Annotated in this window: 26 protein-coding genes; 14 read left to right on the plus strand and 12 right to left on the minus strand. The window is 71.0% G+C overall.

The window, feature by feature from the left end; genetic code table 11:
- Positions 1 to 57 precede the first annotated feature (57 nt).
- Complete coding sequence (locus ACO2Q3_RS22105; protein ID WP_423310578.1) at positions 58 to 678, minus strand: TetR/AcrR family transcriptional regulator; 621 nt, start codon at positions 676 to 678, stop codon at positions 58 to 60.
- 113 nt (positions 679 to 791) lie between these two features.
- Here ACO2Q3_RS22105 and ACO2Q3_RS22110 point away from each other — a divergent pair, with 113 nt between their 5' ends.
- From ACO2Q3_RS22110 to argE, 5 genes are all read left to right on the plus strand, one after another.
- The gene (locus tag ACO2Q3_RS22110; protein WP_423310580.1) at positions 792 to 1,235 is read left to right on the plus strand and encodes a DUF2147 domain-containing protein; all 444 of its coding nucleotides are present in this window, start codon (positions 792 to 794) and stop codon (positions 1,233 to 1,235) included.
- A gap of 113 nt (positions 1,236 to 1,348) precedes the next feature.
- Entirely contained in the window at positions 1,349 to 2,431 is a 1,083-nt protein-coding gene (locus ACO2Q3_RS22115; protein WP_423310582.1) for a GNAT family N-acetyltransferase, read from the plus strand.
- Between the two features lie 94 nt (positions 2,432 to 2,525).
- Positions 2,526 to 3,728 carry a threonine ammonia-lyase gene (locus ACO2Q3_RS22120; RefSeq protein ID WP_423310584.1) on the plus strand — a complete coding sequence of 401 codons (1,203 nt, stop codon included), beginning with the start codon at positions 2,526 to 2,528 and terminating at the stop codon, positions 3,726 to 3,728.
- 19 nt (positions 3,729 to 3,747) lie between these two features.
- The gene (locus tag ACO2Q3_RS22125) at positions 3,748 to 4,239 is read left to right on the plus strand and encodes an FKBP-type peptidyl-prolyl cis-trans isomerase (RefSeq protein WP_423310586.1); all 492 of its coding nucleotides are present in this window, start codon (positions 3,748 to 3,750) and stop codon (positions 4,237 to 4,239) included.
- A complete protein-coding gene (argE, locus tag ACO2Q3_RS22130) occupies positions 4,236 to 5,411 on the plus strand; it encodes an acetylornithine deacetylase (protein WP_423311179.1) in 1,176 nt (391 codons plus the stop codon). Before ACO2Q3_RS22125 ends, argE begins: the two co-directional genes overlap by 4 nt.
- Positions 5,412 to 5,545: 134 nt before the next feature.
- Here the strand turns inward: argE and ACO2Q3_RS22135 are convergent, their stop codons facing one another.
- Genes ACO2Q3_RS22135 through ACO2Q3_RS22155 form a run of 5 tightly spaced genes read right to left on the minus strand, consistent with a single transcriptional unit; the run spans position 5,546 to position 9,037 of the window.
- Positions 5,546 to 5,818, minus strand: coding sequence for an HPr family phosphocarrier protein (locus ACO2Q3_RS22135; RefSeq protein ID WP_423310588.1), 273 nt, complete (start codon positions 5,816 to 5,818; stop codon positions 5,546 to 5,548).
- The gene (locus tag ACO2Q3_RS22140; protein ID WP_423310590.1) at positions 5,815 to 6,219 is read right to left on the minus strand and encodes a PTS sugar transporter subunit IIA; all 405 of its coding nucleotides are present in this window, start codon (positions 6,217 to 6,219) and stop codon (positions 5,815 to 5,817) included. The genes ACO2Q3_RS22135 and ACO2Q3_RS22140 overlap by 4 nt, the downstream gene beginning before the upstream one ends.
- A 25-nt stretch (positions 6,220 to 6,244) precedes the next feature.
- Positions 6,245 to 6,754, minus strand: coding sequence for an HPr kinase/phosphorylase (locus ACO2Q3_RS22145; protein WP_423310592.1), 510 nt, complete (start codon positions 6,752 to 6,754; stop codon positions 6,245 to 6,247).
- Positions 6,754 to 8,352, minus strand: coding sequence for a stimulus-sensing domain-containing protein (locus tag ACO2Q3_RS22150; protein WP_423310594.1), 1,599 nt, complete (start codon positions 8,350 to 8,352; stop codon positions 6,754 to 6,756). Before ACO2Q3_RS22150 ends, ACO2Q3_RS22145 begins: the two co-directional genes overlap by 1 nt.
- A complete protein-coding gene (locus ACO2Q3_RS22155; RefSeq protein WP_423310596.1) occupies positions 8,321 to 9,037 on the minus strand; it encodes a response regulator transcription factor in 717 nt (238 codons plus the stop codon). The genes ACO2Q3_RS22150 and ACO2Q3_RS22155 overlap by 32 nt, the downstream gene beginning before the upstream one ends.
- Before the next feature lie 200 nt (positions 9,038 to 9,237).
- Here ACO2Q3_RS22155 and ACO2Q3_RS22160 point away from each other — a divergent pair, with 200 nt between their 5' ends.
- Both ACO2Q3_RS22160 and ACO2Q3_RS22165 read left to right on the plus strand, forming a co-directional pair.
- Complete coding sequence (locus ACO2Q3_RS22160; protein ID WP_423310598.1) at positions 9,238 to 10,950, plus strand: hypothetical protein; 1,713 nt, start codon at positions 9,238 to 9,240, stop codon at positions 10,948 to 10,950.
- A gap of 202 nt (positions 10,951 to 11,152) precedes the next feature.
- Positions 11,153 to 11,464, plus strand: a complete 312-nt coding sequence (locus ACO2Q3_RS22165) for a hypothetical protein (protein WP_423310600.1) — start codon at positions 11,153 to 11,155, stop codon at positions 11,462 to 11,464.
- A 235-nt stretch (positions 11,465 to 11,699) separates the two neighbouring features.
- Here ACO2Q3_RS22165 and ACO2Q3_RS22170 read toward each other — a convergent pair whose 3' ends face one another.
- A complete protein-coding gene (locus ACO2Q3_RS22170) occupies positions 11,700 to 12,524 on the minus strand; it encodes an SDR family NAD(P)-dependent oxidoreductase (RefSeq protein ID WP_423310602.1) in 825 nt (274 codons plus the stop codon).
- Between the two features lie 174 nt (positions 12,525 to 12,698).
- Here ACO2Q3_RS22170 and ACO2Q3_RS22175 point away from each other — a divergent pair, with 174 nt between their 5' ends.
- The 3 genes from ACO2Q3_RS22175 (at position 12,699) to ACO2Q3_RS22185 (ending at position 17,323) form a co-directional block, all read left to right on the plus strand.
- The gene (locus ACO2Q3_RS22175) at positions 12,699 to 13,484 is read left to right on the plus strand and encodes an SDR family oxidoreductase (RefSeq protein ID WP_423310604.1); all 786 of its coding nucleotides are present in this window, start codon (positions 12,699 to 12,701) and stop codon (positions 13,482 to 13,484) included.
- 100 nt (positions 13,485 to 13,584) lie between these two features.
- Positions 13,585 to 16,008 carry a TonB-dependent receptor plug domain-containing protein gene (locus ACO2Q3_RS22180; protein ID WP_423310606.1) on the plus strand — a complete coding sequence of 808 codons (2,424 nt, stop codon included), beginning with the start codon at positions 13,585 to 13,587 and terminating at the stop codon, positions 16,006 to 16,008.
- A gap of 7 nt (positions 16,009 to 16,015) precedes the next feature.
- Positions 16,016 to 17,323, plus strand: a complete 1,308-nt coding sequence (locus ACO2Q3_RS22185; RefSeq protein ID WP_423310608.1) for an aminotransferase class V-fold PLP-dependent enzyme — start codon at positions 16,016 to 16,018, stop codon at positions 17,321 to 17,323.
- A gap of 15 nt (positions 17,324 to 17,338) precedes the next feature.
- Here ACO2Q3_RS22185 and ACO2Q3_RS22190 read toward each other — a convergent pair whose 3' ends face one another.
- Positions 17,339 to 17,929: a response regulator gene (locus tag ACO2Q3_RS22190; RefSeq protein WP_423310610.1), complete on the minus strand. Its 591-nt coding sequence runs from the start codon at positions 17,927 to 17,929 to the stop codon at positions 17,339 to 17,341.
- 276 nt (positions 17,930 to 18,205) lie between these two features.
- On the opposite strand from ACO2Q3_RS22190, the gene ACO2Q3_RS22195 reads away from it, so the two are divergent.
- Positions 18,206 to 18,670 carry a carboxymuconolactone decarboxylase family protein gene (locus ACO2Q3_RS22195; RefSeq protein WP_423310612.1) on the plus strand — a complete coding sequence of 155 codons (465 nt, stop codon included), beginning with the start codon at positions 18,206 to 18,208 and terminating at the stop codon, positions 18,668 to 18,670.
- A gap of 167 nt (positions 18,671 to 18,837) precedes the next feature.
- Here ACO2Q3_RS22195 and ACO2Q3_RS22200 read toward each other — a convergent pair whose 3' ends face one another.
- A complete protein-coding gene (locus ACO2Q3_RS22200; RefSeq protein WP_423310614.1) occupies positions 18,838 to 20,643 on the minus strand; it encodes an ABC transporter ATP-binding protein in 1,806 nt (601 codons plus the stop codon).
- Between the two features lie 446 nt (positions 20,644 to 21,089).
- A complete protein-coding gene (locus ACO2Q3_RS22205; protein ID WP_423310616.1) occupies positions 21,090 to 21,479 on the minus strand; it encodes a Tat pathway signal protein in 390 nt (129 codons plus the stop codon).
- An 88-nt stretch (positions 21,480 to 21,567) separates the two neighbouring features.
- Here ACO2Q3_RS22205 and pseB point away from each other — a divergent pair, with 88 nt between their 5' ends.
- From pseB to pseI, 3 genes are read left to right on the plus strand one after another with little or no spacing between them, the layout of a single operon-like run.
- Positions 21,568 to 22,614 carry a UDP-N-acetylglucosamine 4,6-dehydratase (inverting) gene (gene pseB / locus ACO2Q3_RS22210; protein ID WP_423310618.1) on the plus strand — a complete coding sequence of 349 codons (1,047 nt, stop codon included), beginning with the start codon at positions 21,568 to 21,570 and terminating at the stop codon, positions 22,612 to 22,614.
- Positions 22,607 to 23,779 (plus strand): UDP-4-amino-4,6-dideoxy-N-acetyl-beta-L-altrosamine transaminase, encoded by a 1,173-nt coding sequence (gene pseC, locus ACO2Q3_RS22215; protein ID WP_423310620.1) that lies wholly within the window; start codon positions 22,607 to 22,609, stop codon positions 23,777 to 23,779. Before pseB ends, pseC begins: the two co-directional genes overlap by 8 nt.
- Complete coding sequence (gene pseI / locus ACO2Q3_RS22220; protein WP_423310622.1) at positions 23,776 to 24,855, plus strand: pseudaminic acid synthase; 1,080 nt, start codon at positions 23,776 to 23,778, stop codon at positions 24,853 to 24,855. Before pseC ends, pseI begins: the two co-directional genes overlap by 4 nt.
- A 262-nt stretch (positions 24,856 to 25,117) precedes the next feature.
- On the opposite strand, the gene ACO2Q3_RS22225 is transcribed toward pseI, so the two are convergent.
- On the minus strand, positions 25,118 to 25,978 hold the full coding sequence (locus ACO2Q3_RS22225) for a c-type cytochrome (RefSeq protein ID WP_423310624.1): 861 nt from the start codon (positions 25,976 to 25,978) through the stop codon (positions 25,118 to 25,120).
- Between the two features lie 72 nt (positions 25,979 to 26,050).
- A complete protein-coding gene (locus ACO2Q3_RS22230; RefSeq protein WP_423310626.1) occupies positions 26,051 to 26,668 on the minus strand; it encodes a GNAT family N-acetyltransferase in 618 nt (205 codons plus the stop codon).
- Between the last annotated feature and the right edge of the window lie 10 nt (positions 26,669 to 26,678).

The raw sequence follows: 26,678 nt of genomic DNA on the forward strand, positions 1-26,678 counted from the left end.
GAACATCGGTCTGCCGCGCGCGGGGCGCCGCCTTCGCCATCGGGTCGGCACGCAAGCCTAGCGGACGCGCAGCCCTTCGACGTAGTCGTCGATCGCCGCGGTGATGCGCGCCTCGGCCTCGTCCGGCGCGACGTCCCACTGGGCGAGCTGGCCGTCGACGTACATCCGCGCCAGGCCATAGACCAGGGCGCGGCCGGCCAGCGCCAGGGTCTTCGGGTCGCCCGCGCGGATCAGCCCGCCAGCGATGGCCCGGGCCAGCAGGTCGGCGTGGATCGCCTGCATCTCGCGATTGATCGCCGGCAGCACCGCCGAGCCGTCGAAGTCGATCAGCGCGCGGTCGGACAGCACCTTGAAGTGGGTCGGGTTGCGCACCGCCCAGCGGACAAGTCCGCCGCCGATCGCCTTGAGTCCGGCGATCGGGTCGTCCGCGGGAACCTGCGCCAGCGACGCCAGCACCTCGGTCCTGAAGCGGGCCATGGCCTCCTCGGCCACCGCGGTCATCAGCGCGGTCTTGCCGGCGAAGTGGCGGAACGGCGCGCCGGGCGAGACGCCGGCGCGGCGCGCGGCCTCGCGCACCGTCACCCGTTCGGGGCCGACCTCCTCGATCAGCGCCACCGTCGCCTCGACCATCGCCTCGCGCAGGCGGCCGTGATGATAGGGGCGGGGGGTGTCAGCCATGTCCAGGCTCTAGCTGCGGCCGGCCCCGATGTAAACGACGATCACATTTCTATTGACCGGCGCGCGAGGCGCGATGTAATCATCGTTCACATCAAAGCCTGACGGAGACCCCCATGACCTCGCGAGACAAGCGCGCGCCCGTCGCCGCAAGGACCCTGCTGCTGGCCGCGGCGTTCAGCCTCGGCGCGGCGTCGCAGGCCCTGGCCCGCGGACCGGAGGGACGCTGGGTGACGGCCAGCGGCAATGTGGTGGTGGCGATCGCGCCCTGCGGCCCGGCGCTGTGCGGGACCATCGACCGGGTGCTGGCCAACCATTCCATGGCCCATCCCGGCCAGACCATGGCCGCCCTGCCGGGGCTGGGCGTGAAGGTCCTGACCGGCCTCGCCGCCGACGGGCCCGGGCGCTGGACCGGCCGGATCTACAACCGCGAGGACGGCAAGACCTACGACTGCCAGGTGTCGCTGGGCGGCGCCGACAGCCTGGTGGTGCGCCCGTACGTGGGGCTGCCGGTGTTCGGCCGCACCCAGATCTGGCGGCGCGCGGCGCAGGGTCAGTAAGCGCGGGCGGCGCCAAAACCCGCGGCGCCGCGGCCCGGACTGGGTAAACCCCGCTGAAACCTTGTCGGCGCATTGTCCCGCCGACAACGTTCCTGGCGAGACGAGGCCCGAGGGTGGAGATCGACATCCTGCTGCCGCAACTGATGCCCGCCGACATGGTGGCGCATTGGCGCGCCCTGCAGGCCGCGGACATCACCCTGGACTCGCCGTTCCTCGCCCCCGAATGGCCGCAGGCGGTGGAACGGGCCCAGGGACCCGCCGACCGCGGGGCGCGGGTGGCCGTGCTGTATGACGAGGGTCGGGCCAAGGGCTACATGGCCCTGCGCCGGACGCCGTTCACCGCCATGGCCTGCGGCGCGCCGCTCTGCGACTACCAGGGGGCGGTGACCGAGCCGGGCGTGACGTTCGATCCGCGCCTGGTCGCCCGCGCCCTGGGCGTCGGCCGCTTCGACTTCAGCCACATGCTGGCCTGCCAGGCGCCGTTCCAGCCCTTCGCCCGCGGCGGCGACATCTCGTGGGTCGTGGACGCGCCGGAGGGCTACGAAGCCTATGCCGCGGGCCGCAAGGCGGCCGGCGTCGGCATCATCAAGGATCTCGACAAGAAGCGCCGCAAGGCCGAGCGCGAGGTGGGGCCCCTGACGTTCCAGGCCCATTCGCGGTCGACCACCGACTTCGAGCAGCTGTTCGACTGGAAGCGGGCGCAGTACCGGGCCACCAACCAGACCGACATCTTCGCCGCCGGCTGGCCGATGGCGCTGATGCGCGAGCTGTTCGCCAGCCGCCAGCCCGAGTTCGGCGGCGTGCTGTTCACCCTGCACATGCAGGGCAAGCTCGCCGCGGCGCACTTCCACCTGCGCGGGACGCATACCATCCACGCCTGGATGATCGCCCACGACGACGCCTTCGAGCGCTATTCCCCCGGCCTGCTGCTGTTCCAGGACATCCTGCGCTGGATGGACGGCTCGCCCTATCGCCGCCTCGACCTCGGCCAGGGCGACTACCGCTTCAAGCGCGAGCTCTCCAACGTGCAGCAGCCGTTGAACCACGGCTTCGTCGGCGTGCCCTCGGCTGCCGCCCTGGTGCGCGGCGCGGAATACACCGTCCGCCAGGCCGCCGAGGCCCTGCCGCTGGGCCGGGTGTCGGCCCTGCCAGGCAAGGCCATGCGCCGCCTGGACCTGCTGCGCGGCCTGCGCTGAGGCCCTCCGGCGCTTGCCGTTTGCATCGGCCCGGCCGCGTCCGCTAGGTTTCGCCCCTTCCCCGCCGAGCCCTTGCGGCCTAAAGCCCTCCCGGATGACCCTGCTCCTCGAAGATATCAAGGCCGCCGCCGTCCGGCTGGCCGGCCACATCGAACGCACCCCGTGCCGCCGCTCCAAGACCCTGTCGCAGATCACGGGCGCCGAGGTGTGGGTGAAGTTCGAGAACCTGCAGTTCACCGCCGCCTACAAGGAGCGCGGCGCGCTCAACAAGCTGGCCCAGCTGGACGCCGACGAGCGCCGGCGCGGGGTGATCGCCGCCTCGGCCGGCAACCACGCCCAGGGCCTGGCCTATCACGGCCAGCGCCTGGGCATCCCGGTGACCATCGTCATGCCGCGCGGCACCCCGTTCATCAAGGTGCAGCAGACCCGCGACTACGGCGCCGAGGTGATCACCGCCGGCGACACCTATGATGCCGCCGCCGAGCACGCCCTGGCCCTGCGCGACGAGCGCGGCCAGGTGTTCGTGCACCCGTTCGACGACTACGACGTGATGGCCGGCCAGGGCACCGTGGCGCTGGAGATGCTGGAGGACGTGCCGGACCTGGAAGTGCTGCCGATCCCGATCGGCGGCGGCGGCCTGATCTCCGGCATGGCCACGGCGGTCAAGGCGATCAAGCCGTCGGTCAGCGTGATCGGCGTCGAGCCGGCCATGTACCCCTCGTTCACCTCGCGCATGCGCGGCCTCAACGCCGCGTCCGGCGGCCAGACCATCGCCGAGGGCATCGCCGTGCGGGACGTGGGCAAGCTGACCTACAGCGTCGCGCGGCCGCTGATCGACGACGTGCTGCTGCTGGACGAGCCGTTCTTCGAGCGCGCGATCGCCCTCTACTGCAACGTCGAGAAGACCGTCACCGAAGGCGCCGGCGCGGCCGCCCTAGGGGCCCTGCTGGCCTATCCGGAACGGTTCCGCGGCAAGGTCTGCGGCCTGGTGATCACCGGCGGCAACATCGACCCGCGCCTGCTGGCCTCGGTGCTGACCCGCGAACTGGTGCGCGCTCAGCGGCTGGTGTCGCTGCGCATCATCGGCGACGACCGCCCGGGCCTGCTGGCCACGGTGTCGTCCATCGTCGGCAACATGGGGGCCAACATCATCGAGGTGGCGCACAACCGCCTGGCCCTGGACGTGCCGGCCAAGGGCGCCGAATTCGACATCCTGATCGAGACCCGCGACGCCCAGCACACCCAGGAGATCATGGATGCGCTGCGCGAGGCGGGCTATCCGCCGCGAGCGGTTTGAGCATAGGGCCCGCCTGACGATGCCAATCACCCGTCGCCTCGCCATCGCCAGCGCCCTGGCGCTCGCCGCCTGCGGCAAGGCCAAGCCCGCCGCCGTGCCGCCCGCCGCGGCCAAGGCCTTCCTCGACAACAACGCCAAGCAGCCGGGCGTGGTGCGCACGCCGTCGGGGCTGGAATACAAGATCCTGCGCTCCGGCCCCGCCACCGGCCTGCACCCCAAACCGGCCGACGAGGTGAAGGTCAACTACGAGGGCAAGCTGACCACCGGCGAGGTGTTCGACTCCTCGTACCAGCGCGGCGCCCCAGCGACGATGGTGGTCGCCGGCCTGGTGAAGGGCTGGGTCGAGGCGCTGCAGCTGATGCGGCCCGGCGACGAGTGGATGCTGTGGGTGCCGCCGGAGCTCGGCTACGGCGACGAGGGCGCGGGGCCGATCCCGCCGGGCTCGGTGCTGGTGTTCAAGCTGGAGCTGATCGACGTGCTGGCCGACGAGAGCTCGGTGGGCAAGGCCTGATGGCCGCCGCGGAGGCCCTGAGCGCGCGCGCCACGGCGATCCTGGAAAAGCTGGTCGCCTTCGACACCACCTCCTCGCTGTCGAACCTGGCGCTGATCGACTGGGTCGAGGCCTATCTGGCCGGGCACGGCGTCGCCGCCCGGCGGATCGCCAGCGACGACGGGCGCAAGGCCAACCTGCTGGCCACGGTCGGGCCGGCCGTCGCGGGCGGGGTGGTGCTGTCGGGCCATACCGACGTGGTGCCGGTGGAAGGCCAGCCCTGGACCTCGGACCCCTTCGTCCTCACCCGCCGCGGCGAGCGCCTGTTCGGCCGCGGGACCTGCGACATGAAGGGCTTCCTGGCGCTGAGCCTGGCCGCCGTGCCCGACCTGCTGGCGGCCGGCGTCAAGCGGCCGGCGCACCTGGCCTTCTCGTACGACGAGGAGATCGGCTGCTTCGGCGCGCCGCGCATGATCGCGGTGATCGCCCGCGAACTGCCGGCCCCGGCCCTGGCCGTGGTCGGCGAGCCGACGATGATGGAGGCCGTGCAGGGTCACAAGAGCATCGACGCCTGGCGGGTGACCGTGACCGGCCACGAGGCGCACTCGGCGCAGACCCATCTCGGCGTCTCGGCCAACATGGAGGCGATCCCGCTGCTGGCCTTCCTGGCCGACAAGGCGCGGGCGCTGGAGGCGCATCCGCCGGCCGGTTCGCCGTTCCATCCGCCGCACGCCACCCTGACCATCGGCCGCATCGGCGGCGGCACCGCGGGCAACATCCTGGCCCGCGAGCACCGCTTCCTGTTCGACCTGCGCTGCCCGCCGGACCTCGATCCGCAGGCGACGATGGCCGACTTCATCGCCCTGTGCGGGCGCACCGACGCGGCGCTGAAGGCGCGGTTCCCGGAATGCGGCGTCAAGGTCGAGCACCTGAGCCACGTGCCCGGCTTCCGGCCGGAGACCGACGGCGCGGCCGAGGCCTTCGCCCGCCGCCTGACCGGCGACAACGGCCCGCCGCGGGTGGTCTCCTATGCCTCCGAGGCCGGCCAATTCCAGCAGGGCGGCTTCTCCACCATCCTCTGCGGCCCCGGCTCGATCGACCAGGCGCACCAGCCGGACGAGTATGTCGACGTGGTCCAGATAGAACGCGGCGCGGCCTTCATGGCGCGGCTGGTGGAGGCGCTTTGCGCATAGCCGGCGCCAAGCTGGAGCCCCACCTTCCCCCAGGGGGGGAAGAGAACGGATGTGCCGGCTTCAGCGCTGTCTCTCTTCCCCCCTGGGGGAAGTACCCGCGAAGCGGGGGATGGGGGCTCCCGGGGAGAACCGACCTAGCGTTCTTCCTCGAAGCGGTTCTCGACCAGGTCGGTGAGGGCCTCGACGGCGGCCTCGGCCTCAGCGCCCTCGGCCTTGATCTCGATCTGCGAGCCGATGCCGGCGGCCAGCATCATCAGGCCCATGATCGAGCGGGCATCGACGGTGTTGTCGTCCTTGGAGACCTGGATCTCGGCGTCGAAGCTGGAGGCCAGCTTGACGAACTTCGCCGACGCACGGGCGTGCAGCCCGCGCTCGTTGATGATCTCCACCTGCCGCCTGACCGTCACTTCTCGCCGGCCAGCACGTAGGACGCCACGGAGATGTACTTGCGGCCCGCCTCCTGGGCGTGGGCGACGCAGGTGGCCAGGGGTTCGCGGGTGCGCAGCGAGGCCAGCTTGATCAGCATCGGCAGGTTCAGCCCGGCGATCACCTCGGCCTTGGTCTGCTCCATCACCGAGATGGCCAGGTTCGACGGCGTGCCGCCGAACATGTCGGTCAGCAGGATGACGCCTTCGCCCGAATCCACGGCGTCGCACGCCTTCAGAATGTCGCGCCGGCGGCGCTCCATGTCGTCGTCCGGGCCGATGCAGATGGCCTGGACCGCGGACTGCGGACCGACCACATGCTCCATGGCGTAGACAAATTCTTCCGCCAGCCGCCCGTGCGTGACGATCACGAGCCCGATCATGCCAGATGCCTCAAAGGGAAGTCCCTTAAGCCCCCAAGCGCCGTCCCAGCGGCGCGAGGCTGGCTTGATACGCCTCTTGTGCGCCGCGGCCAAGCACCTCCAGGGCGCGGCTGAGTTTCGCAGGCGCCGAGCCCTCGAAAGGCCATAGTCGCAGCAGCGGCGCCGGCGTCCCCAGCAGCGTCTCGAACGCCGGGTCGGGCAGGCGCTCGACGGCCTCTGGGGCGGCTTCGCAGCGCACGATCAGCGCGATTTCGGCGAAGGCGATCGCCGGATGGCGCACGAGGCCCAGCCCGCGGTGCTCGATCAGCCCCTCCAGCACGGCCGGCGCGCGGCCGTACAGCCGCCCCGCCGACAGGAACACGACCGTGCGGTCGTCGGCGACCAGGCGGAAGCCGGCCTCCAGGCAGCGGATGGCCAGGTCGCTCTTGCCGTAGCCCGACGGCCCCTCGATCAGGGCGCCGCGCCAGACCCCGCCAAGGCGCCGGGCCACCAGGCCGGCGTGGCGGACGTCGAACGGGCGGTCCGCGACGGCCATCAGGCGGCCGGCAGGGCGACGCTGAAGCGCGCGCCGATCACCTGGCCGTCCTGTTCGCGGTTCTCGGCCCAGATGCGGCCGTTGTGCGCCTCGACGATCTGCCGGGCGATCGACAGGCCGAGACCGGAGTTGCCGCCGAACGCCGCGCCCTTGGGCCGCGAGGTGTAGAACCGCTCGAACACGGTCTCCAGATTGTCGGGCGGCATGCCCGGCCCGTCGTCCTCGACGGTGACCAGCACCTCGCCCTTCTGGCGCACGGCCGACACCCGCACCTCGCCGCCCGGCGGACTGAACGAGCGGGCGTTGTCGATCAGGTTGCGGAACACCTGGCCCAGCGGCCCTTCGCGGCCCTGCACCCGCAGCGGCTCGTGCGGCGTGGCCTGGGCGCGGAAGCGCACGTGCGTCTCGCCCTCGCGCAGGGTCGCCTCATAGAAGGCGGCGATCTCGGACATCACCTTTTCCAGATCCAGCGGCCGCGGGCTCTCGCGGGCCAGCTCGGCGTCCAGGCGCGAGGCGTTGGAGATGTCGGTGATCAGCCGGTCGAGGCGGCCGACGTCGTTCTTCAGGATGCGCATCAGCCGCTCGCGCGGGGCGTCGTCGCTGACCAGCTCCAGGGTTTCGGTGGCCGAGCGGATCGAGGTCAGCGGGTTGCGGATCTCGTGCGCCACGTCGGCGGCGAAGCGCTCGATGGCGTCGATGCGGTCGGACAGGGCCCGGGTCATGTCGGTCAGTGAGCGAGTCAGGTCGCCGATCTCGTCCTGGCGCTCGGCGAGGTCCGGCAGGTCGATGGCCCGGGCCCGCGACAGGCGCACGCGGTCGGCGGCGGACGCCAGCCGCATGATCGGCCGGGCGATCAGCTGAGTCAGCATGATCGACGACAGCAGGGTCACGCCCATGGCCACCAGGGCGAACGGGATCAGGGCGGCGCGCTCGGCGGCGATGATCTCGTCGACGTCGCCGGCCTCGAGGGTCAGCACCCCGAGCACCGCGCGCACATGGGTGATCGGGATCGACACCGACACCACCCGGCGGCCGTTGTCGGCCACCCGCATGCCGGTGGCGGTGACGCCGCGCAGCGCCTGCCCCACTTCTGAGGCCAGCGCCTGGCGGGCGGCTTCCTGGGTGTGGGTCGGCTTGCGGAAGCCGAGGTCGAAGCTGAAGTCCTGTTCGCCCGGCTTCTTGGCCGGCGGTAGCGGGCTGGATTCCACCCGGTCGGCGACGACGTAGGAATCGGCCAGCACATGGCCTTCGGAATCGAACAGCCGCACCCGCTGGGTACGCGGGATGAACAGGCTCTGCAGCACGTTCGCCGCGGTGTCGGCCTCCAGTGAGGGTTCCGGCTCGCCCACCGTGGCGGTCTGGTCGATGACGTTGGCGATCACCTGGCCCTGCAGGGTCAGGCTCTCGATGCGGGCGTTCACCAGGCCGCGGCGCAGCTCGTTGAGCACCAGGGCGCCGCCCACCAGGATGATGAGCGCCAGAAGGTTCAGGGTGATGATCAGCCGGCCGAGGCGTGAGCCGATCGGCCACACGCCCCGGCGAGGCCGTTCCGCCCCCCGTCCTTCGTCAGACTTCGCGGTAGCGATAGCCGACGCCATAGAGGGTTTCGATGGAGTCGAACTCCGGATCGACCTGTCGGAACTTCTTGCGCATGCGCTTGATGTGGCTGTCGATGGTGCGGTCGTCGACATAGACCTGATCGTCGTAGGCGGCGTCCATCAGGTTGTCGCGGCTCTTCACGAAGCCGGGGCGCTGGGCCAGCGACTGTAGCAGCAGGAACTCGGTGACGGTCAGCCGCACCGGCTTGTTGTCCCACAGGCAGTCGTGGCGCGCCGGGTCGAGCGTCAGGCGCCCGCGCTTGATGGCCTTGGAGCCGGGGGCCGCCGCGGCGCTGGGCGAGGCCGTGGCGTCGCTCTCGTCCGGTCCCGCGCGGCGCAGCACCGCCTTCACCCGCTCGATCAGCAGCCGCTGGCTGAACGGCTTGTGCATGTAGTCGTCGGCGCCCAGGTTGAAGCCGAGGATCTCGTCGATCTCCTCGTCCTTCGACGTCAGGATGATCACCGGCACCTCGGAGGTCTGGCGCAGGCGCCGCAGCACCTCCATGCCGTCCATGCGGGGCATCTTGACGTCGAGGATCGCCAGGTCCGGCGGGTTGCTCTCCAGCGCGGCCAGGCCGGCGGCGCCGTCATAGTAAGCTTTAACCGTGTGCCCGTGGCTCTCCAGAGCCAGGGAGACTGAAGCGACGATGTTCTCGTCATCATCGACCAGGGTTATGTTCGCCATCGAATACCTTGGAATCCTTCCCGCGGGGTCTCGCGCCGGGGGTGAGCGCCGACGGTCCGCCTCTAGCATAGAAGAGCCGAACACCGGTGACTTGTTCCGTGACCGTGGCTTCAATTGGGCCGCGTGTTACCGAAAGCAAGACCGTCTTAAGCCTAATCCGGCAGACTCCCGTTCCGCAAAGGGATGGATGACCTGTCGAGATGACCACCGCCCAGGTCCACTACGAACTGTTCGTGCGGCGACAGCCGGCGGCGCCGTGGAAGCTCGAGATGGCTTCCGAAAGCCGCGAGCAGGTGACGCATACGGCCGAAAGCCTGCTGGGCGAGCGCAAGGTGGCGGCCGTGCGGGTGACCAAGGAGCTGTTCGACCCGGAGACCGGCGAGTTCAAGAGCTCGACCATCCTGACCAAGGGCGAGATCGTCGACGGCAAGGCCAAGAAGCCGGTGGAGAACCGCGAGCCGCTGTGCGTCGCGCCCGGCGACCTCTATTCGGCCCACTCGCGCGACCGCATCGGCCGGCTGCTGGAAGGCTGGCTGCAGCGCCAGAAGGCGACGCCGTTCGAGCTGCTGCACCGGCCGGACCTGGCCGAGCGGCTGGACGCCTCCGGCACCGACCTGCAGCACGCCATCCAGAAGATCGCCGTGCCCGAGGCGCAGGCGCGGGGCATCTCGGTGCACGAGCTGATGCGCACCTTCACCTCGCTGGCCGAGCGGACCATCGAGCGGATCATCAAGGACAAGCGCCGCGGCGCCCTGGCCGACCTCTCCAAGGAAAGCTTCGCCAAGGCCGCCGAGCGGCTGGTGGACGATCCGGAGCGCAGCTACCTGCTGGGCGCCGGCGTGGCCGGGGCGATCTCGCAGACCCGCGACTGGGAAGCCAAGGTCGGCAAGCTGCTGGACCTGTGCGATCAGGCCCCGGAGCGCGAGCCGGCGCGGTCGCTGGCGTTCCACGTCATCGAGCAGCCGCTGTCGGAAATCCTGGAATCCAACGCCGGGCTGATGGACCTGCTGGGCACAAAGCTGGACCTGGGTGGCCGGCTGGCGGCCATGACCCGGCTGGCGGCGCGTGAGGCGGTGGACCTGCTCGTTCAGGCCGAGCCCAGCGTGGCCAAGATCATGCCGCCGCTGGTGGGCGCCGGCGCGCGCCTGGCCGAGTGGATGGCGCAGCCGCCGTTCGCCAATACGCGGGTGGCGGTGGCCAAGCGGGTGCTGGCCGAGCTGAACGGCCCGCGGCGCCTGCGGCCGGCCTCGCCGCGCGAGGAGATCGAGCTGCTGCGGGCGCTGGCCATGGCGCTCACCGCCGCCACCGACAAGCTGCTGCCGGCCGAGACCGTGCAGGAGGCCTTCGTCACCCGCTCGAAGATGCTGGTCACCGCCGAGTTCGTCTCCGCCTTCCTCGGCGAGAACACCTCGGCGCGGGAAGAGGTCGAGCAGCTGATCCGGCTGGTGGAGAACGTCATCGGCGGGGCCAACAAGCGCCAGGCCGCGCGCTGGCTGTCGACCGCGGTGAACAGCCTGAAGCTGGAAAAGGAAGTGCGCTACGGCCCGGACAGTCCGGCCACGCGGCTGGCCGCGCTGGCCACGCTGCAGAAGGGCCTCAAGCGCTCTGGCCTGGCGGCCGAGGACCTGGCGCCGCTCGCCGCCAAGCTCGGCGAGCTGGGCGGGTTGATCGAGGCCGACAGCCGGCTCACCGCCGCCCTGGCCGGGGCCCACGCCCCGGTGATGCACCGCCTGACCATGCTGCTGAAGCTGGCCATGGGCGAGGCGGCCCCGCTCGGCCCGGCGGCGGACCGCGCCAAGGCGGCGGCGGTGAAGCTGCTGCGCTCGGACGACCTGCGCGCCCAGTTCGCCCAGTCGCCGGAGAGCCTGATGCGGGTCAAGGCGCTGCTGACCTCGGCCGGGATGGCGGCCTGACCGCGCCGCTCAGCCGGGCGATGGACTTGCGCGCCGCCGCCACCTAGGTTCGGGCGCGGCCGCTTCCGGCCCCACGACGCCCGAGGCCGCCATCTTCCGCCCGCTGATCCTCTGCCTGGTCCTGGCCTTCGGCGCCGCCGCCCTGACCGCCTGTTCCGGCGGCGAGGAGGCGCCCGGCGACGCGCTGGTCTGCTGGCGCGAGGTGATCGACAAGGCCGGCCACCCCAGCTTCGTGGTGATCTCGCGCAACGTCGCCAACCTGGACAGCTGCGCCGCCCAGGTCGAGGGCCTCTATCTGCAGGAGGGCCGCGAGGTGGTCGGCGCCTATCAGGGCTACTTCATCTTCGCCAACGACCAGTCGGTGACGTCCTCCGGCAACCGCCGCAGCTACGGCTATCCGGTGTTCCTGCCCAGCCAGCGCGACACCATCGACGCCGGCCTGCGCAAGCTGATGAAGGAAAACCACGGCGTGCCGCCCAAGGGCTCCGACCTGGACATCGGCCGCCAGCAGTAGGGGTGGGGCCCCCGGCCCGCCCTCCACCGTCATCCTCGGGCGTCAGTCCCGAGGATCCATGAACACGTGAAGCGAAGTCGCGAGCGGCAGCGGAGCGTTGCTGGAGCGGCAGCCGCCCCATCGTGGCGCGCCCTTCGAAGCGCGCCAATCCTTCTCACGCGTGCATGGACCCTCGGGACTTACGCCCGAGGGTGACGGACGGGGTGAGCAATAGCCCAAAGCCGCGAAGCCCCCCTCAGACCGTCTCCGCCGCCTTGTAGCGGTCCGCCGCGCGGTTGCGCGACAGGTTGGGGCGCAGGGCCTGGCGGGCGGCGTCCAGGCGGGTCCAGTCGCCGAGATCCGGCAGCGAGGGGATGGTCACCGGCTCGCCGGCGTCGAGCCCGGCCAGGGCGGCGTCGACCATCTCGTCGGCCTCCATGATCATCTCCGGCGGGAAGGCGTCGATCGCCAGGCCGGCGCGCTCCCAGATCTCGGTGCGGGTGGCCCCCGGCAGCACCGCCTGCACGCGCACGCCCTTGCCGGCCAGCTCGATGTTCAGCGCCTGGCTGAGGTTCAGCACGAAGGCCTTGGAGCCCGAGTACACGCCGTTGCTGATCTCCGGGGCCAGGGCCAGCACCGAGGCGACGTTGACGATCAGGCCCTGGCCGCGGGCGGCGAAGCCGGTGGCCGCGGCGATGGCCAGGCGGGTCGCGGCGGTGATGTTGAGGTCGATGATGGTCTGGATGCGGTCCGGATCGCCCCCGGTGAGCGGGCCGGCGACCGAGAGGCCCGCGTTGTTGATCAGGGCGCCGACGCCCGCGTCGTCCCGCAGCAGGGCCTCGATCTTCAGGCTGTCCTCGCGCTTGCTGAGGTCGGCCCGGATCACGTCGACCTTCACGCCCGTCTCCGCGCGCAGCCGCTGGGCCAGGGCGTTCAGCCGCGCCTCGTCGCGCGCCACCAGCACCAGGTCGTGGCCCCGGCGGGCCAGGCGGTCGGCGTAGATCGCGCCGATGCCGGAAGACGCGCCGGTGACCACCGCCGCGCCCGTGAAAGAGGCCTTGTTCAAGGAAGTCTGGGTCATCGCCCGTCTCCGTGTTTATATGATGATCGTCATTTAATAGCCTTGCCCGATCTGGCAAGCCGCCCTGGCCCCCAGAAATCCTGCGCGGGCGCGCAGAAGCGGCGCCCCCTGGCGCACCCGGCGATTTGGGCTAGGGTCGCCTCAAACTCTTGTTTGAATGACCGGGAGGTTGTCATGGCGACCCGAGGCGCGCGCGTAGCCGGCAAGAAGGCCTTCATCACCGGCGGGGCCGGCGGCCTCGGCTCGGCCATGGCCCGGCGGCTGGCCGAGGAAGGGGCCAAGGTCACGCTCGCGGACATCGACCTGGACGGGGCCAAGGCTGTCGCCGCCGGGATCGACGCCGCCTGGGGCGCCGGAACCGCCTTCGCCCTGCCGCTGGACGTCACGCACGAGGACCAGTGGACCTACGCCCTGGAGGAGGCCGACGCGGCGATGGGCGGCATCAGCGTGCTGGTGCACAACGCCGGCATCTCCCGCGGGGGCAACATCGAGCAGCTGTCCTTCGAGGACTGGAAGCTGGTGATGAGCGTCAACGTCGATTCCGTGTTCCTGGGCACCAAGCACGCGCTGAAGTACCTGCGCCAGAACCAGCCCGGCTCGATCATCAACATCTCGTCGATCGCGGGCCTGATCGCGGCGCACAACTCGCCGGCCTACAACGCCTCCAAGGCCGGGGTCTGGCTGCTGAGCAAGGGCATCGCCCTGCACTGCGCCAAGCAGGGGCTGGACGTGCGGTCCAACTCGATCCACCCGACCTTCATCGACACGCCGATCCTGGACCCGATCCGGCAGATGTTCGGCAAGGACGAGGCCGACGCCAAGCTGGGCCGGCAGATCCCGCTGGGCCACATCGGCCAGCCGGACGACATCGCCAACGCAGTGCTCTACCTGGCCAGCGACGAGAGCAAGTTCATGACCGGCGCCGAGCTGAAGCTCGATGGCGGCATTTCGGCCATGTAACACGACCGTCGTGTAACATTTTACAACTCGTCATCGCGCCGCCACGCGGCTGTTACCCGCGCTCGCCACTTCCCCCGCCACAACACAAAGGGGATAGGCGATGCGTTCGATCGTTAGGCTTGGACTTGTGGGCGGCGGAGCGGCGGCGGGCCTGGCGGCGGCCTGCGCGCCGGCCTGGGCGGCCGAGGCGACCAGCGCCGACACCGGCGCCGACCAGGCCTCGACGCTCGACGAGCTGATCGTCACCGGCACGCGCGAGACCACCCGCACCCAGTTCACCGCCATCTCGCCGGTGGACGTGGTGGGCCAGGACCAGGTGGCGGCCACGGCGTCCGCCCAGCTCGGCGACAAGCTCACCCAGCTGATCCCCTCGTTCAACGTGCAGAAGCTGCCCACCTCGGACGGGCTGCAGTTCGTGCGCCCGGCCACCCTGCGCGGCCTGTCGCCGGACATGACCCTGCTGCTGGTCAACGGCAAGCGCTTCCACCGCTCCGCCTTCCTCGGCCAGCGCGGCTCGCAGGCCTCCGACCTGGCCCAGATCCCATCCTTCGCGGCCGGCCATGTGGAGGTGCTGCGCGACGGCGCCTCGGCGCAGTACGGCTCGGACGCCATCGCCGGGGTGATCAACGTGATCCTCGACGAGAAGCCGGGCTTTGCCGCCTACGGCCAGGCCTCGCGATATGACTTCGGCGACGGCGCCACCTACCAGGCGGGCGTGCGCGCCGGCTTCGCCCTGGGCGACCAGGGCCATCTGGTGCTGACCGGCGAATACTCCCACGCCGACGCCACCTCGCGCACCAACCAGCGGCCGGACGCCATCGCCTTCCAGGCCGCGCACCCCACGCTGACGGTGGCCAATCCGGTGCAGCACTGGGGCAATCCGGCCCTGAAGGACTACCACTTCGCCCTCGACGGCGCCGTGCCGTTCGGCGATGTCGGCGAGGCGTACACCTTTGCCACCGTCGGCGGCGGCCACGGGGTCAACGACATCAACTGGCGCAACCCCGACACCAACACCAGCATCTACAAGACCACGGCGGTGTTCCCGGGGTTCGACGTGCGCAACCTCTATCCGGCCGGCTTCACCCCGCGCGAGGGCATCGACTACGGCGACGTGCAGATCGTCGGCGGCCTGCGCAACCGCGGCGCCGGCGACTTCACCTGGGACCTGTCGGCCTCATATGGGCGCAATCGCTCGAGCTTCTTCCTCGACAATTCGATCAACGCCTCCCTCGGGCCGCAGAGCCCGGTGGACTTCAATCTCGGCGACCTGATCCAGAGCGAGTTCAACCTCAACGCCGACGCCAGCTACAGGCTGAAGCTGCCGATGCTGCAGAAGCCGGTGAACCTGGCCTTCGGCGCCGAGCGACGCCTGGAGCGCTATCAGATCGTCGCCGGCGACCCGGCCTCCTACGCCGTGGGTCCCGGCGCCGCGGCCGGCCTGGCTCCGGAGAGCAACGGCTTCCCGGGCTTCGCCGACACCCAGGCCGGGATCTGGACCCAGGAGAGCTACGCCGCCTACGTCGACGCCGGCGCCAGCCTCACCGACCGGTGGAGCCTGGACCTGGCCATGCGCTACGAGCACTACCAGTCGTTCGGCGACTCGGTGACCGGCAAGGTCTCCACCCGCTACGCCATCACCCCGGATCTGGCGGTCCGCGGCGGCTATTCCACAGGTTTCCGCGCGCCGACCCCGGCGCAGCTGTTCTCCACCAGCACTTCCCAGGGCCTCGACACCGTGACCCTGCAGCTGTTCACCACCGGCCGGCTGTCGCCGACCAATCCGGTGGCCGCCTTCCTGGGCGCCAAGCCGCTGCAGCCGGAGACCTCGCGCACCTATACCGCGGGCGCGGTGTGGAAGAACGACGCCGGTTTCTCGGCCTCGGTCGACCTCTACCAGATCGACGTGTTCAAGCGCTTCAGCCAGTCGGCCAACATCACCGTGACCCCGGCCATCCAGGCGCAGCTGGTGGCGCTGAACATTCCCGGCGCGACCTCGTTCACCTCGATCAACTTCTTCACCAACGACTTCAACACCCGCACCCGCGGGATCGACCTGACCGGTGGCTACGAGCACGCCGTCGGGCCCGGCCGGCTGAACCTGACAGCGGCCTACAACTACAACCAGACCCGCGTCACCTCGGGCTCCCTGACCGCCAACGCGACGCAGAAGGTGCTCTACGAACAGTCCCTGCCGCGGCACAACGTGACCGGCACGGCAGTGTACAGCTGGGGCGCGTTCGATCTGCTGGGGCGGGTGCGCTACTACGGCCCCTGGACCGACTCCACCGGCAATTCCTCCGGCGACATCTTCCAACGCTTCCACGGCATCGCCTTCGTCGACGCCTCGGTGACCTGGCATGCGACCCGCAGCCTGTCGGTCCGCGGCGGGGCGGAGAACCTGTTCAACACCTATCCCGACAAGGCGGTGTTCCAGGCCAGCCGCGGCCTCGTCTATTCGCGCAATTCGCCGTACGACACCAATGGCGGGCTGTACTACGTCCGCTTCGACGCGAAGTTCTGAGGCGCCCATGACCGACCCCAGCCGCCGCGGCCTGCTCGGCGCGGGCCTTGCCCTGGCCCCGCTGGCGGCGTCGGCGGGCGAGAGCGCGCCGGTGTCCCCGGCTGGCGGTGGCGGCCTGGAGCTGCCGCCGTCCGGCGAGGGGGTGGCGGCCGACGACGGGGCCTACTGGTCCCGCATCGCCGGCCTGTACGACGTCTCCCGCGAGGTGATCCAGCTGGAGAACGGCAACTGGGGCGTCATGCCCCGCCCGGTGGCCGCGGCCAACGCCCGCTATCTCGACAGCGTCAACCGCCGCTCGTCCTTCTATGGCCGGCGCGAGTACGTCGCCGACTGGACCCGGGTGCGGGCCAAGGCGGCGGCCAGCCTGGGCGTGTCGCCCGACGAGATCGCCCTCACCCGCGGCGCCACCGAGGCGCTGCAGGCGCTGATCGGCGGCTACAACCGCCTGCGCCCCGGCGACGGCGTGCTGTTCGCCGACCTCGACTACGACAGCATGCAGTGGGCGATGGGCTGGCTGAAGGCGCGGCGCGGGGTCGACGTGCTGAGCATCGCCCTGCCCGAGCCCGCCACCCGCCAGGGGCTGATCGACGCCTACGCCGCGGCGCTGGAGGCCCACCCGGCGGTGCGGCTGATCCTGGTCACCCACGTCAGCCACCGCACCGGCCTGGTGCTGCCGGTGGCCGAGATCGTCGCCCTGGCCCGCGCCCGCGGCGTCGACGCCATCGTCGACAGCGCCCACGCCTGGGGCCAGCTGGACTTCCGGCTGCCGGACCTCGGCGCGGACTTCGTCGGCCTGAACGGCCACAAGTGGATCGGCGCGCCGATCGGCGTCGGCGTGCTGTACGTGCGCCAGGGCCGGCTGGACGCCATCGATCCGTTCATGGGCAGCCAGGAGTTCCATGAGGACACGGTGCTGTCGCGCACACACTCGGGCACCATGAGCTACGCCACCGTGCTGGCGTTCGGCGACGCCATCGACCTGCACGAGCGGATCACGGCCGGCGCCAAGCGGCGGAGACTTCGGTATCTGCGCGACCGCTGGGCCGAGGCGGTCCGCGGCCACGGCCGCATCGAGGTGCTGACTCCCGCCGACCCGGCGCTGACGTCCGCCCTGACCTCGTTCCGGCTGAAGGGCCAGGGCTCGCCGCAACAGAACCGCGCCCTGGCCAAGGCTCTGCTGGACCGGTTCAACATCTTCACCGTCGCCCGTGACGGAGTCGCCGCGGGATCCTGCGTGCGGGTGACCCCGGCGCTGTTCACCACCGAGGCGGAGGTCGACCAGTTGGTGCAGGCGCTGAAGGTGCTGGGCGCCTGAGGGCGCGGAAGCGGTCTACAGCGCGACCTTGGCCACCTTCATCATGGCGTCCAGCTCGTCCTGGCTCATGTTGCCCTCGGTGGCGGCCCCCACCTCGGCCGGCAGGTCGTTGCCGCGGCGGCCTTCCTCGCCCGGCGGCGGGCCCTCGAACTTGAAGCGGCGGTCCGGCCCCGCGTAGGCCTCACAGTCGACGAACATCCGCTCGTCGCGCGCCACCCAGAAGATCCGTTCCAGCAGGATGTTCGGCTGGATCGGCTTGGCCACCACGAAGTGGGCGCCGCAGTCCCGCGCCTTCTTCACCTGCGAGGACCGGGTGTGGCCGGTGACGATCAGCGCCGGGCAGAACCGGTTCGGCTCCTTGCCCTCGCGGCGCAGCCACTTCAGCAGGTCGTAGCCATCCTCGCCCGGCATCGAGGCGTCGCTGAGGATCAGGTCGAAGCGATGGATGGCCAGGGCGTCGCGCGCCTCCTTGGCCGAGCTGCAGCGGGTCAGGTTGCGCGCGCCGAACCCGGTCAGCACCTGGGCCATGATGTCGAGCGACTGGGCGTTGTCGTCCACGATCAGGACGTTGATCCGCGTCAGGTCGAACTTGTCGTGGTCCTGCAAGGGCCGGGTCTCTCAGCTCGCCGTGTCCGCCGCGGGATCGTTTCCCCAGCGGCGCAACTCGAACCCCGAGCTAGGGTCCCCGCGCTTTATGGAAGGCTAATCGCCGGCCGGGCGCGGGGGTGCGAAATGTCGCAGCCTGCCCGTTCCGGGTATCGGCTGGAGCAGCGGCCTGGCGCGGCTCTCTTCGCCGGCGATGTCACGCGGCGCGGCGCCGCCTCGTCCTGGAGGTGCGAGCGCCTTTCCCCCCGAAGGCGCACTGGACTTTGGAGACTTTCGATGACCGCCCGCCTGAACCCCTACGCCGCCACCGCCCAGGTGGTGCAGCCGCTGATCGACTACGGCCAGACCGTCGCGGCCGGCCTCGAGCCGAGCCTGGTGGCCCTGGTCGAGATCCGCGCCTCGCAGATCAACGGCTGCGCCATCTGCCTGGACATGCACATCCGCGGCGCCCGCGAGGCGGGCGAGACCGAGGAGCGGGTCTACATGCTCAACGCCTGGCGCGAATCCCGCCTCTTCACCCCGCGCGAGAAGGCCGCCCTGGGCTGGACCGAGGCCCTGACCCGGCTGGCCGACAGCCATGCTCCGGATGCGGACTATGAGGCGGTGATGGCCCAGTTCAGCGAGTCCGAGGCCGTCACCCTGACCATGCTGATCGGCGTGATCAACAGCTTCAACAAGCTGGGCGTCGGCTTCCGCGTTCCGCCGCTGCGCAAGTCGCTGAAGCAGGCCGCGGCGGCCTAGACGCTTCAGCGGCCGTAGGCCCCCTCCACCATTCGGCGGTTCGCCGAATGGTCCCCCTCCCCCGCTTCGCAAGGGAGGAGAAGACGCCGCCGCGCCAGTCTCCGCCCCCGTGAAACGGGGGAGGGGGACCGCCGGGCGGAGCCCGGTGGTGGAGGGGGCCGCCAGCCCTACGCCCGCAGCGGGCCGGCCGTGCCCTCGGTCACCGCGTGCAGCCGGGCGTAGGCGCCGCCCCGGCCGACCAGGTCGCTGTGGCGGCCTTCCTCGACGATCCGGCCACGGTCGAACACCAGGATGCGGTCCGCGCCGCGGATGGTCGACAGGCGGTGGGCGATGACGATGGTGGTGCGGCCCACCATCAGCTCCTCCATCGCCGCCTGCACCTGCAGCTCGGTCTCCACGTCCAGCGACGAGGTGGCCTCGTCGAGCACCAGGATCGGCGCGTCGGCCAGAAAGGCCCGGGCGATGGCCACCCGCTGGCGTTCGCCGCCCGACAGCTTCACCCCCCGCTCGCCGACCGGCGTGTCGTAGCCCATCGGCAGGCGGGCGATGAACTCGTGCGCCCGCGCCCGCCGGGCCGCCAGGGCCACCTCCTCGGGCGTGGCGTCCGGCCGCGCATAGGCGATGTTCTCGGCGATCGAGCGGTGAAACAGCGCCGGGTCCTGGGGCACCACGGCGATCGCGCGCCGCAGGTCGATCTGCCGGACATGGCTGATGTCCTGGCCGTCGATCAGGATCCGCCCGCCCTGCAGATCGTAGAGCCGCTGCACCAGCTTGACGAAGGTCGACTTGCCCGAGCCGGTCGGCCCGACCAGGGCGACCCGCTCGCCCGGCGCGATGGCCAGGGAGAAGTCCTGGTAGAGGGCGCCGGCCTGGCTGTCGTAGCCGAAGGTCACCCGGTCGAAGGTGACCTGGCCCAGCTGGCCGCGGAACGGGCCGGCGTCCGGCCGGTCGGCCAGCTGCGGCGGCGTGCGCATGTAGGCGGCCACGTCCATGGTGTCGTCCAGTCCCTTCTGCAGCATGCGGGTGATCTCCGAGAAGTTCCGCATGTAGCCGGCCATGACGATGAACGAGGTGATGGCGAAGGCCACGTCGCCGGCGGTCGCCGTCCCCTTGTCCCACTGATAGAGCAGCATGCCGGTCAGGCCCGCCTGCAGCACCCAGACGAAGGCGTTCTGGCCCATGCCGACGATGTTGAAGCGGTCCCAGGTCCTGTTCACCGCCACCCGCCAGGCGTCGACGGTGCGGGCGAAGCGGGCCTCCTCGCGGGATTCCGCGCCGAACGCCTTGACCGTCGGGTTGGCGCCGATGGCGTCGGCCAGGGCCGCGCCGATCCGCGAATCCAGGGCGTTGGAGGCCAGGTTGGCCGGGCGGATGTACTTCACCGACAGCACGGTGTTGTAGAGGGCGAAGCAGCCCACCACGGCGCCCACGAACAGGCCCACCCACCACCAGCGCAGGCCGATGGAGATGGCCAGGCCGCTCATCACGATCAGGGTCGGCACCAGCATCAGCAGCAGGGCGTCCGAGGCGCTGTCGTAGCCCCACATGGCGCGCGACACCCGCCGCACGGTGGCGCCGGCGAAGTTCGAGGCGTGCCAGTCGGTGGAATAGCTCTGCACCCGGGCGAAGCCTTCCTTGACCATGCGCGACATGATTCGGCTGTAGAAGCCGTTCATGAAGCGGAAGGTCGACGAGCGGGTGGCGTAGAACAGCAGGTAGAGGCCGGACAATGTCGCCCAGGCCGTCCAGGCCACGGCGCTGACGTGGCCGCGCTCGGACACCGCGTTCATCAGCCCGCGGGTGGCCCACGGGATGGTCAGGTCGCAGGCCGAGCTGGTCAGGATCAGCGCGATGATGCAGGCGAAGCGCACCGGCTCGGCCAGCCAGTGGCGGCCGATGTAGCCCAGGATCTGGGTGTTGGAGAGGATGCGCGGGCGCGCCGCATCGTCATCGTCGTCGAGGGCGAGGGTCATCGGAACCGTCCACGAAAGCGGGATTGCGGGAAGCCGGCCGCGCGCATCGAGGGCGTCGCGGGGGCGTGAGGTCGGCGGGGAATCCTAGGATTCCAGGAGCTGGAAAGGGACACGGATCTCATCCTGAGGTCGGGGGGCCTGGTGGGGCGCCGACCGGGGAGAGACGTCTCGTTCCTAGGTCAGCAGGGCCGGAAGGCGGGCCGCTTGGGCCGCACGATGCGTCCCACGCGCGGGAGGGCGGTGCGATTGGCAGACATCGTTGGCCCTCCTTTCCGAACTTTGAGGAAGCCGGCACGCTAGGGGCGCCTCACGCGCCCGTCAAGCGAGCGGCGTTATGCGAGGCGAGAGGTGATGCGATTGTGGCCGATCGGCCACGGCCGCCCCTTGGGCGACGACTTCCCAACGAGGATTGAGAGATCGATGGCGCCTGCGCGGGCCGCTCCCCCTCAGTTGACCATGATCGTGCCCAGCAGCAGCCGCGCGCCCGGCCGGCCGAGGACGGCGTCAGTCTGTTGCTGCAGCTGGCGGGCGAGGTAGTCGGCGTTGGGCACGGCGCCGCCGGGCAGGCCGGTGGCGTAGATCTGCAGCACCTGGGCGAAGGCGGCGCGCAGGCGCGGCGTGGACTGGTCGGCGCGGCTGTGCAGCGCGGCGTCGGGCACGTCGATCCCGGTTTCCACCGTCATCACCCCGCGGCGGCCGTCGGCGCGGATCACCGTCGCCGTCAGGGTCTGCAGCTGGATGAAGCTGTCGCCGCCACCCTTCTTGCGCTCCTCGGCGTGGGCCGGGAGGGCGAAAGCCAGAAGGCCGAGGGCCAGGAGAATCTGTCGGCGACGCATCGGCGATGATGTCCCCGAACGTGGTTGACGCTCTCTTTACGCGAAGCGGCGCAGAACCTTGGCAAGCCTAGTTCGAAGGAGCCCGCCCGTGGGCCGTTTCGCCCCGCAAGACCTTGATCTGGATGGCAAAGTCATCCTGGTGACCGGCGGCACCGGCTCGTTCGGCCGCCGCTTCATCGAGACCGTCCTGGCGCGCCATTCGCCGCGCAAGGTGATCGTCTATTCCCGCGACGAGTTGAAGCAGCACGAGATGCAGATCGATCTGCGCGAGCGCTTCCCCGCCGAGGTGGTGGGCAAGATGCGCTTCTTCCTGGGGGACGTGCGCGACCGCCCGCGCCTGACCCTGGCCCTGCGCGGGGTCGACATCGTCATCCACGCCGCGGCGCTGAAGCAGGTGCCGGCGGCCGAGTACAATCCGTCGGAATGCATCGCCACCAACATCATGGGGGCGGAGAACGTGGTCTGGGCGTGTCTGTCCAACCGGGTGAAACAGGTGGTGGCCCTGTCGACCGACAAGGCCTGCAACCCGATCAACCTCTACGGCGCGACCAAGCTGGCCTCGGACAAGACCTTCGTGGCGGCCAACAACCTGTCGGGCGACATCGGCACCCGCTTCTCGGTGGTGCGCTACGGCAACGTGGTCGGCTCGCGCGGCAGCGTGGTGCCGTTCTTCCAGGCCCTGATCGCCAAGGGGGCCACAAAGCTGCCGATCACCGACACGCGGATGACCCGGTTCTGGATCACCCTGAACGAGGGGGTCGACTTCGTGCTGTCGTCGCTGACCACCATGCGGGGCGGGGAGATCTTCGTGCCCAAGATCCCGTCGATGAAGATGACGGATCTGGTGCGGGCGATGTCGCCCGACGCCGGCATCGACGTGGTCGGCATCCGCCCCGGCGAGAAGCTGCACGAGATGATGATCAGCGCCGACGACGCCCGCTCCACCGCCGACCTCGGCGACCGCTACGCCATCGAGCCGGCGTTCGTGGAGTATCCGCGCGAGCCCTTCGCCACCGCCCGGGTGGGCGAGGAGTTCTCCTACGCCAGCGACTCGAACGACTGGTGGCTGACGGGCAGCGAGCTGATCGCCATGATCTCGGAGAAGGACGGCCTGGGGAAGGACGCCATTGGCTGAGGACTTCCTGCCGTACGGCCGCCAGAGCATCGACGACGACGACATCGCCGCGGTGGCGCAGGCGCTGCGGGCGGACTTCCTGACCACCGGGCCGACGGTGGACGCCTTCGAGCGGACCTTCGCCGAGCACGTCGGCGCGCCGCACGCGGTGGCCTGTTCCAACGGCACGGCGGCGCTGCACCTGGCCATGCTGGCGCTGGGCGTCGGCGCGGGCGACACCGTGATCGTCCCCTCGGTCACCTTCCTGGCCACCGCCAACTGCGCCCGCTACGTCGGCGCCGAGGTGGTGTTCGCCGACGTCGATCCGCAGAGCGGGGTGATGACCCCGGAAGCCCTGGAAGCGGCCCTGGCGCGCGCCGGCGACGCCCGCGTGGCCGCGATCCTGCCGGTGCACCTGCGCGGCGAGGTCTGCGCCCTGCCGGCGCTGGCCCAGCTGGCCGAGGACGCCGGCGCTGTGCTGGTGGAGGACGCCTGCCACGCCCTGGGCTCGCGCGCGCGTGGCCTCGGCCCGGATGACTGGACGGTCGGCGACGGCAGCCATGCCGCCATGGCCTGTTTCTCGTTCCATCCGGTGAAGACCATCGCCACCGCCGAGGGCGGCATGGTGACCACCGCCTCCGACGCTCTGGCCGGCCGGCTGAAGACCCTGCGCTCGCACGGCATGGTGCGCCCGCCGGGGGCCGATCCATGGTGGTACGAGATGCCGGAGATCGGCTTCAACTACCGCCTGCCGGACGTGCTGTGCGCCCTGGGGCTGTCGCAGCTGAAGAAGCTGGACGGCTTCGTCGCCCGCCGCCGGTCGCTGGCCGCCCGCTACGCCGCCAGGCTGCGGGCGCTGTCGCCCCTGGTCGAGCCGGCCACCACCGAGCTGTGGTCGGACCCCGCGCTGCACCTGATGACGGTGCTGATCGACTTCGAGACCGCCGGGCGCACCCGCGCCGCCGTGGTCGAAGCCCTGCGTTCCAGGGGCGTCGGCAGCCAAGTGCACTATATCCCGGTGCACACCCAGCCCTATTACCGGCAGCGCTACGGCGACCTGGACCTGCCCGGCGCCAGCGCCTGGTACGACCGCTGCCTGTCGCTGCCGCTCTATCCGGCGATGCGCGACGCCGACGTCGACCGGGTGGTGGACGCCCTGGGCGCCGCCCTGGGGATCAACGCGTGAGCGCCCCCAGCCCGCGCCAAGCCTTCGCCATCGCCGGCCGCGAGATCGGCCCCGATCACGAGCCGTTCGTGATCTGCGAGCTGTCCGGCAACCACAACGGCAGCCTGGAGCGGGCGCTGAGCATGGTCGACGCCGCCGCCGACACCGGTGCGGACGCCATCAAGCTGCAGACCTACACCGCCGACACCATCACCCTGAACAGCGACGCCCCGGACTTCCGCATCACCGAAGGCCCCTGGGCCGGGCGCACCCTGCACGACCTCTACGCCGAGGCCTACACCCCCTACGACTGGCACGCGGCGTTGTTCGCCCGGGCGCGCGAGCGGGGGGTGATCATCTTCTCCACGCCGTTCGACGACACCGCCGTCGACCTGCTGGAGAGCCTGGGCGCCCCGGCCTACAAGATCGCCAGCTTCGAGGCCGTCGACCTGCCGCTGATCGCCCGCGTCGCCCGCTGCCGCAAGCCGATGATCATCTCCACCGGCCTGGCCAGCCTGGCCGAGATGGCCGAGGCGCGCGACACCGCCCTGTCGAACGGCGCGGCGGGGGTGGCCCTGCTGCATTGCGTCAGCGCCTATCCGGCCCCGATCGAGGAGGCCAACGTCCGCACCGTGCCGGACCTCGCCGCCCGCTTCGGCGTGGTCACCGGCCTCTCGGACCACACGCCCGGAACCGCCGCCTCGGTCGCCGCCGTCAGCCTGGGCGCGGCGATCATCGAGAAGCACTTCACCCTGGCCCGCGCCGACGGCGGCCCGGACGCGGCCTTTTCCCTGGAGCCCGCCGAGTTCAAGGCCCTGGTGTCCGACTGCAAGGCGGCCTGGCGCGCCCTCGGCCGGGCGACCTACGACGAACTGGGCAGCGAACGCGCCGCCGCCGGCCACCGCCGCTCGCTGTACGTCGCCGCGCCGGTCAGGGCGGGCGAACCCCTGACCCCCGCCAACGTCCGCTCGGTGCGGCCAGGCTACGGCCTGGCGCCGAAGCACCTGCCGGCCGTGCTGGGAAAGCTCGCCACGCGGGACCTGAGCTTCGGCGAGCCGCTGGACTGGTCGATGGTGCAGGGCGGGGAGGCCGGCTGAGGGTCTGTGGCCCTCCGAACCACGAACCCACACGAACCATACGAACGCTTCCACCCCCCACCACCAACTGCTCATCCCGGCGAAGGCCGGGACCCAGGCAAAAGCCTCAGCTCACTGGATTTGAGTCCAGCCGTGCGCGGCAAGCATCCTGCCGGTGGCGAGTCTTGCCTGGGTCCCGGCCTTCGCCGGGATGATCAGGTGGTGGGTGGGCTCGTGTGGTTCTCGGGAGTTCGTGGTTCCCATCAGGCAGGCGCACGCCTCCCTATTTCTTCCCCGCCAGCAGCAGCCGGTCGCGCTGGATCAGGTAGTCGTAGATCGCGTCGATCTCGGCGTCGCTGAAGTGGCTGAGGTTGGAGCGGGCGGTCAGGGCCATCACGCCCAGGTCGTGCTCGGTGCGCCCGTCGCCGGTGCGCAGCAGGCGGTGGAACTGGGCGCGGTCGTAGTAGCCGTTGACGGTGATGTCCGGCCCCGGCAGGGCCTGGCCGCCGGCCAGGTCGGCGCCATGGCACTGCGAACAGGCCACCGAGGCCAGGTGACGTCCCTCGGCGACGGCCGGCCCGGGATCCGCGGGCGGCCGGCGGCGGGCGACACGGTCGGCCTGCAGCGGGTAGCGGCCGATCACCAGGTTCCAGCGCGCGCCGAAGCCCGGCGCGACCACCGGCTGCTCGGCGCCCTTCGGCGGCAGGCTGCGCAGCCAGGCCAGCAGGTCGGCGGTCTCGGCGTCGGTGAAGCCGGCATAGGCGAAGGCCGGCATCACCACCTCGCTGCGCCCGTCGCGGGTCACACCGCGGCGCAGGGCGCGCTCGAAGTCGGCGTCCGACAGCTTGCGCGCCGCCAGCGTCAGGTTGGGGGCGTAGAACGGCGAGCCGCCCAGCATCTGACGGTGGCCGGCCATGTCCTGGCCGTGGCAGACGCCGCAGGCGGTGACGGTCGCCAGGCGCTGCCCGCGGGCGATCGCCGCGGGGTCCGCCAGCTCCGCTGCCGGCGCGCTCCAGTCCGGACCCTTGGCCCGCGGCGCGGCCAGCAGGCTCGCGCCATGCGCCATCACCCAGGCGTAGCCGCCGCCCAGCAGCAGCACGACGACGATCAGGCTGGCGATCAGGCGCCGGTGGCGGGCGAACATCGGCGAGGCGATCCTTGCGAGGCGAGGTGTGCGGACATGCCGGGGCCGGCCGCCCGGGTCAACGCCCGCGTTTCAGCCGACGCCGCGCCAGGCCTCGCGGGTCATCTCCCAGTACAGCGACGGGCGCACGCTGCCGTCCTCGCCGACCGCGTCGCGGTCGCCCTGGCGGACGAAGCCCATGGCCTCGATCAGCCGGGCCGAGCGGATGTTGTCCAGCGCGGCGGTCAGGCAGATCAGCCGCACGCCGAGGGCGGCGAACATCCAGTCGATGGTGCGCCAGGCCCCGGCGCCGCCCTGGCCGACGCTCTGCCGGTCGGCGCGGATCGCGCCGGCCAGCTCGGCCGCCGAGCGGTCGGGCCAGATGGTGATCTTGGAATAGCCCGAGACCTGGCCCTCAGCGTCGCGGGTCACCAGCAGCAGCGCCTCGCCGCGCTCGCGGGCCGCCAGGCAATCGCGCACCCAGGCGCCGATGGTCTCGCGCGTGATCGGCCGCGGCAGGTCATAGACCGGGCCGGAGACCGCCGGGTCGCCGAGCAGGTCGGTGAGGGCGTCGATGTCGGCCTCGGTGGCCAGGCTGCGGCCGCCGGCGGCGGCGCCGTTCCAGTCCGGACTGGCGCAGCGCACGGCCGTGCGGATGGCCTCGGCTTCCGCCGCGCTCACCTCCAGACGGGTCTTCGGCGGCGCGCTCATGCGGCTCCGA

The organism is Caulobacter sp. KR2-114 (assembly GCF_049446115.1).
GTDB lineage: Bacteria > Pseudomonadota > Alphaproteobacteria > Caulobacterales > Caulobacteraceae > Acaudatibacter.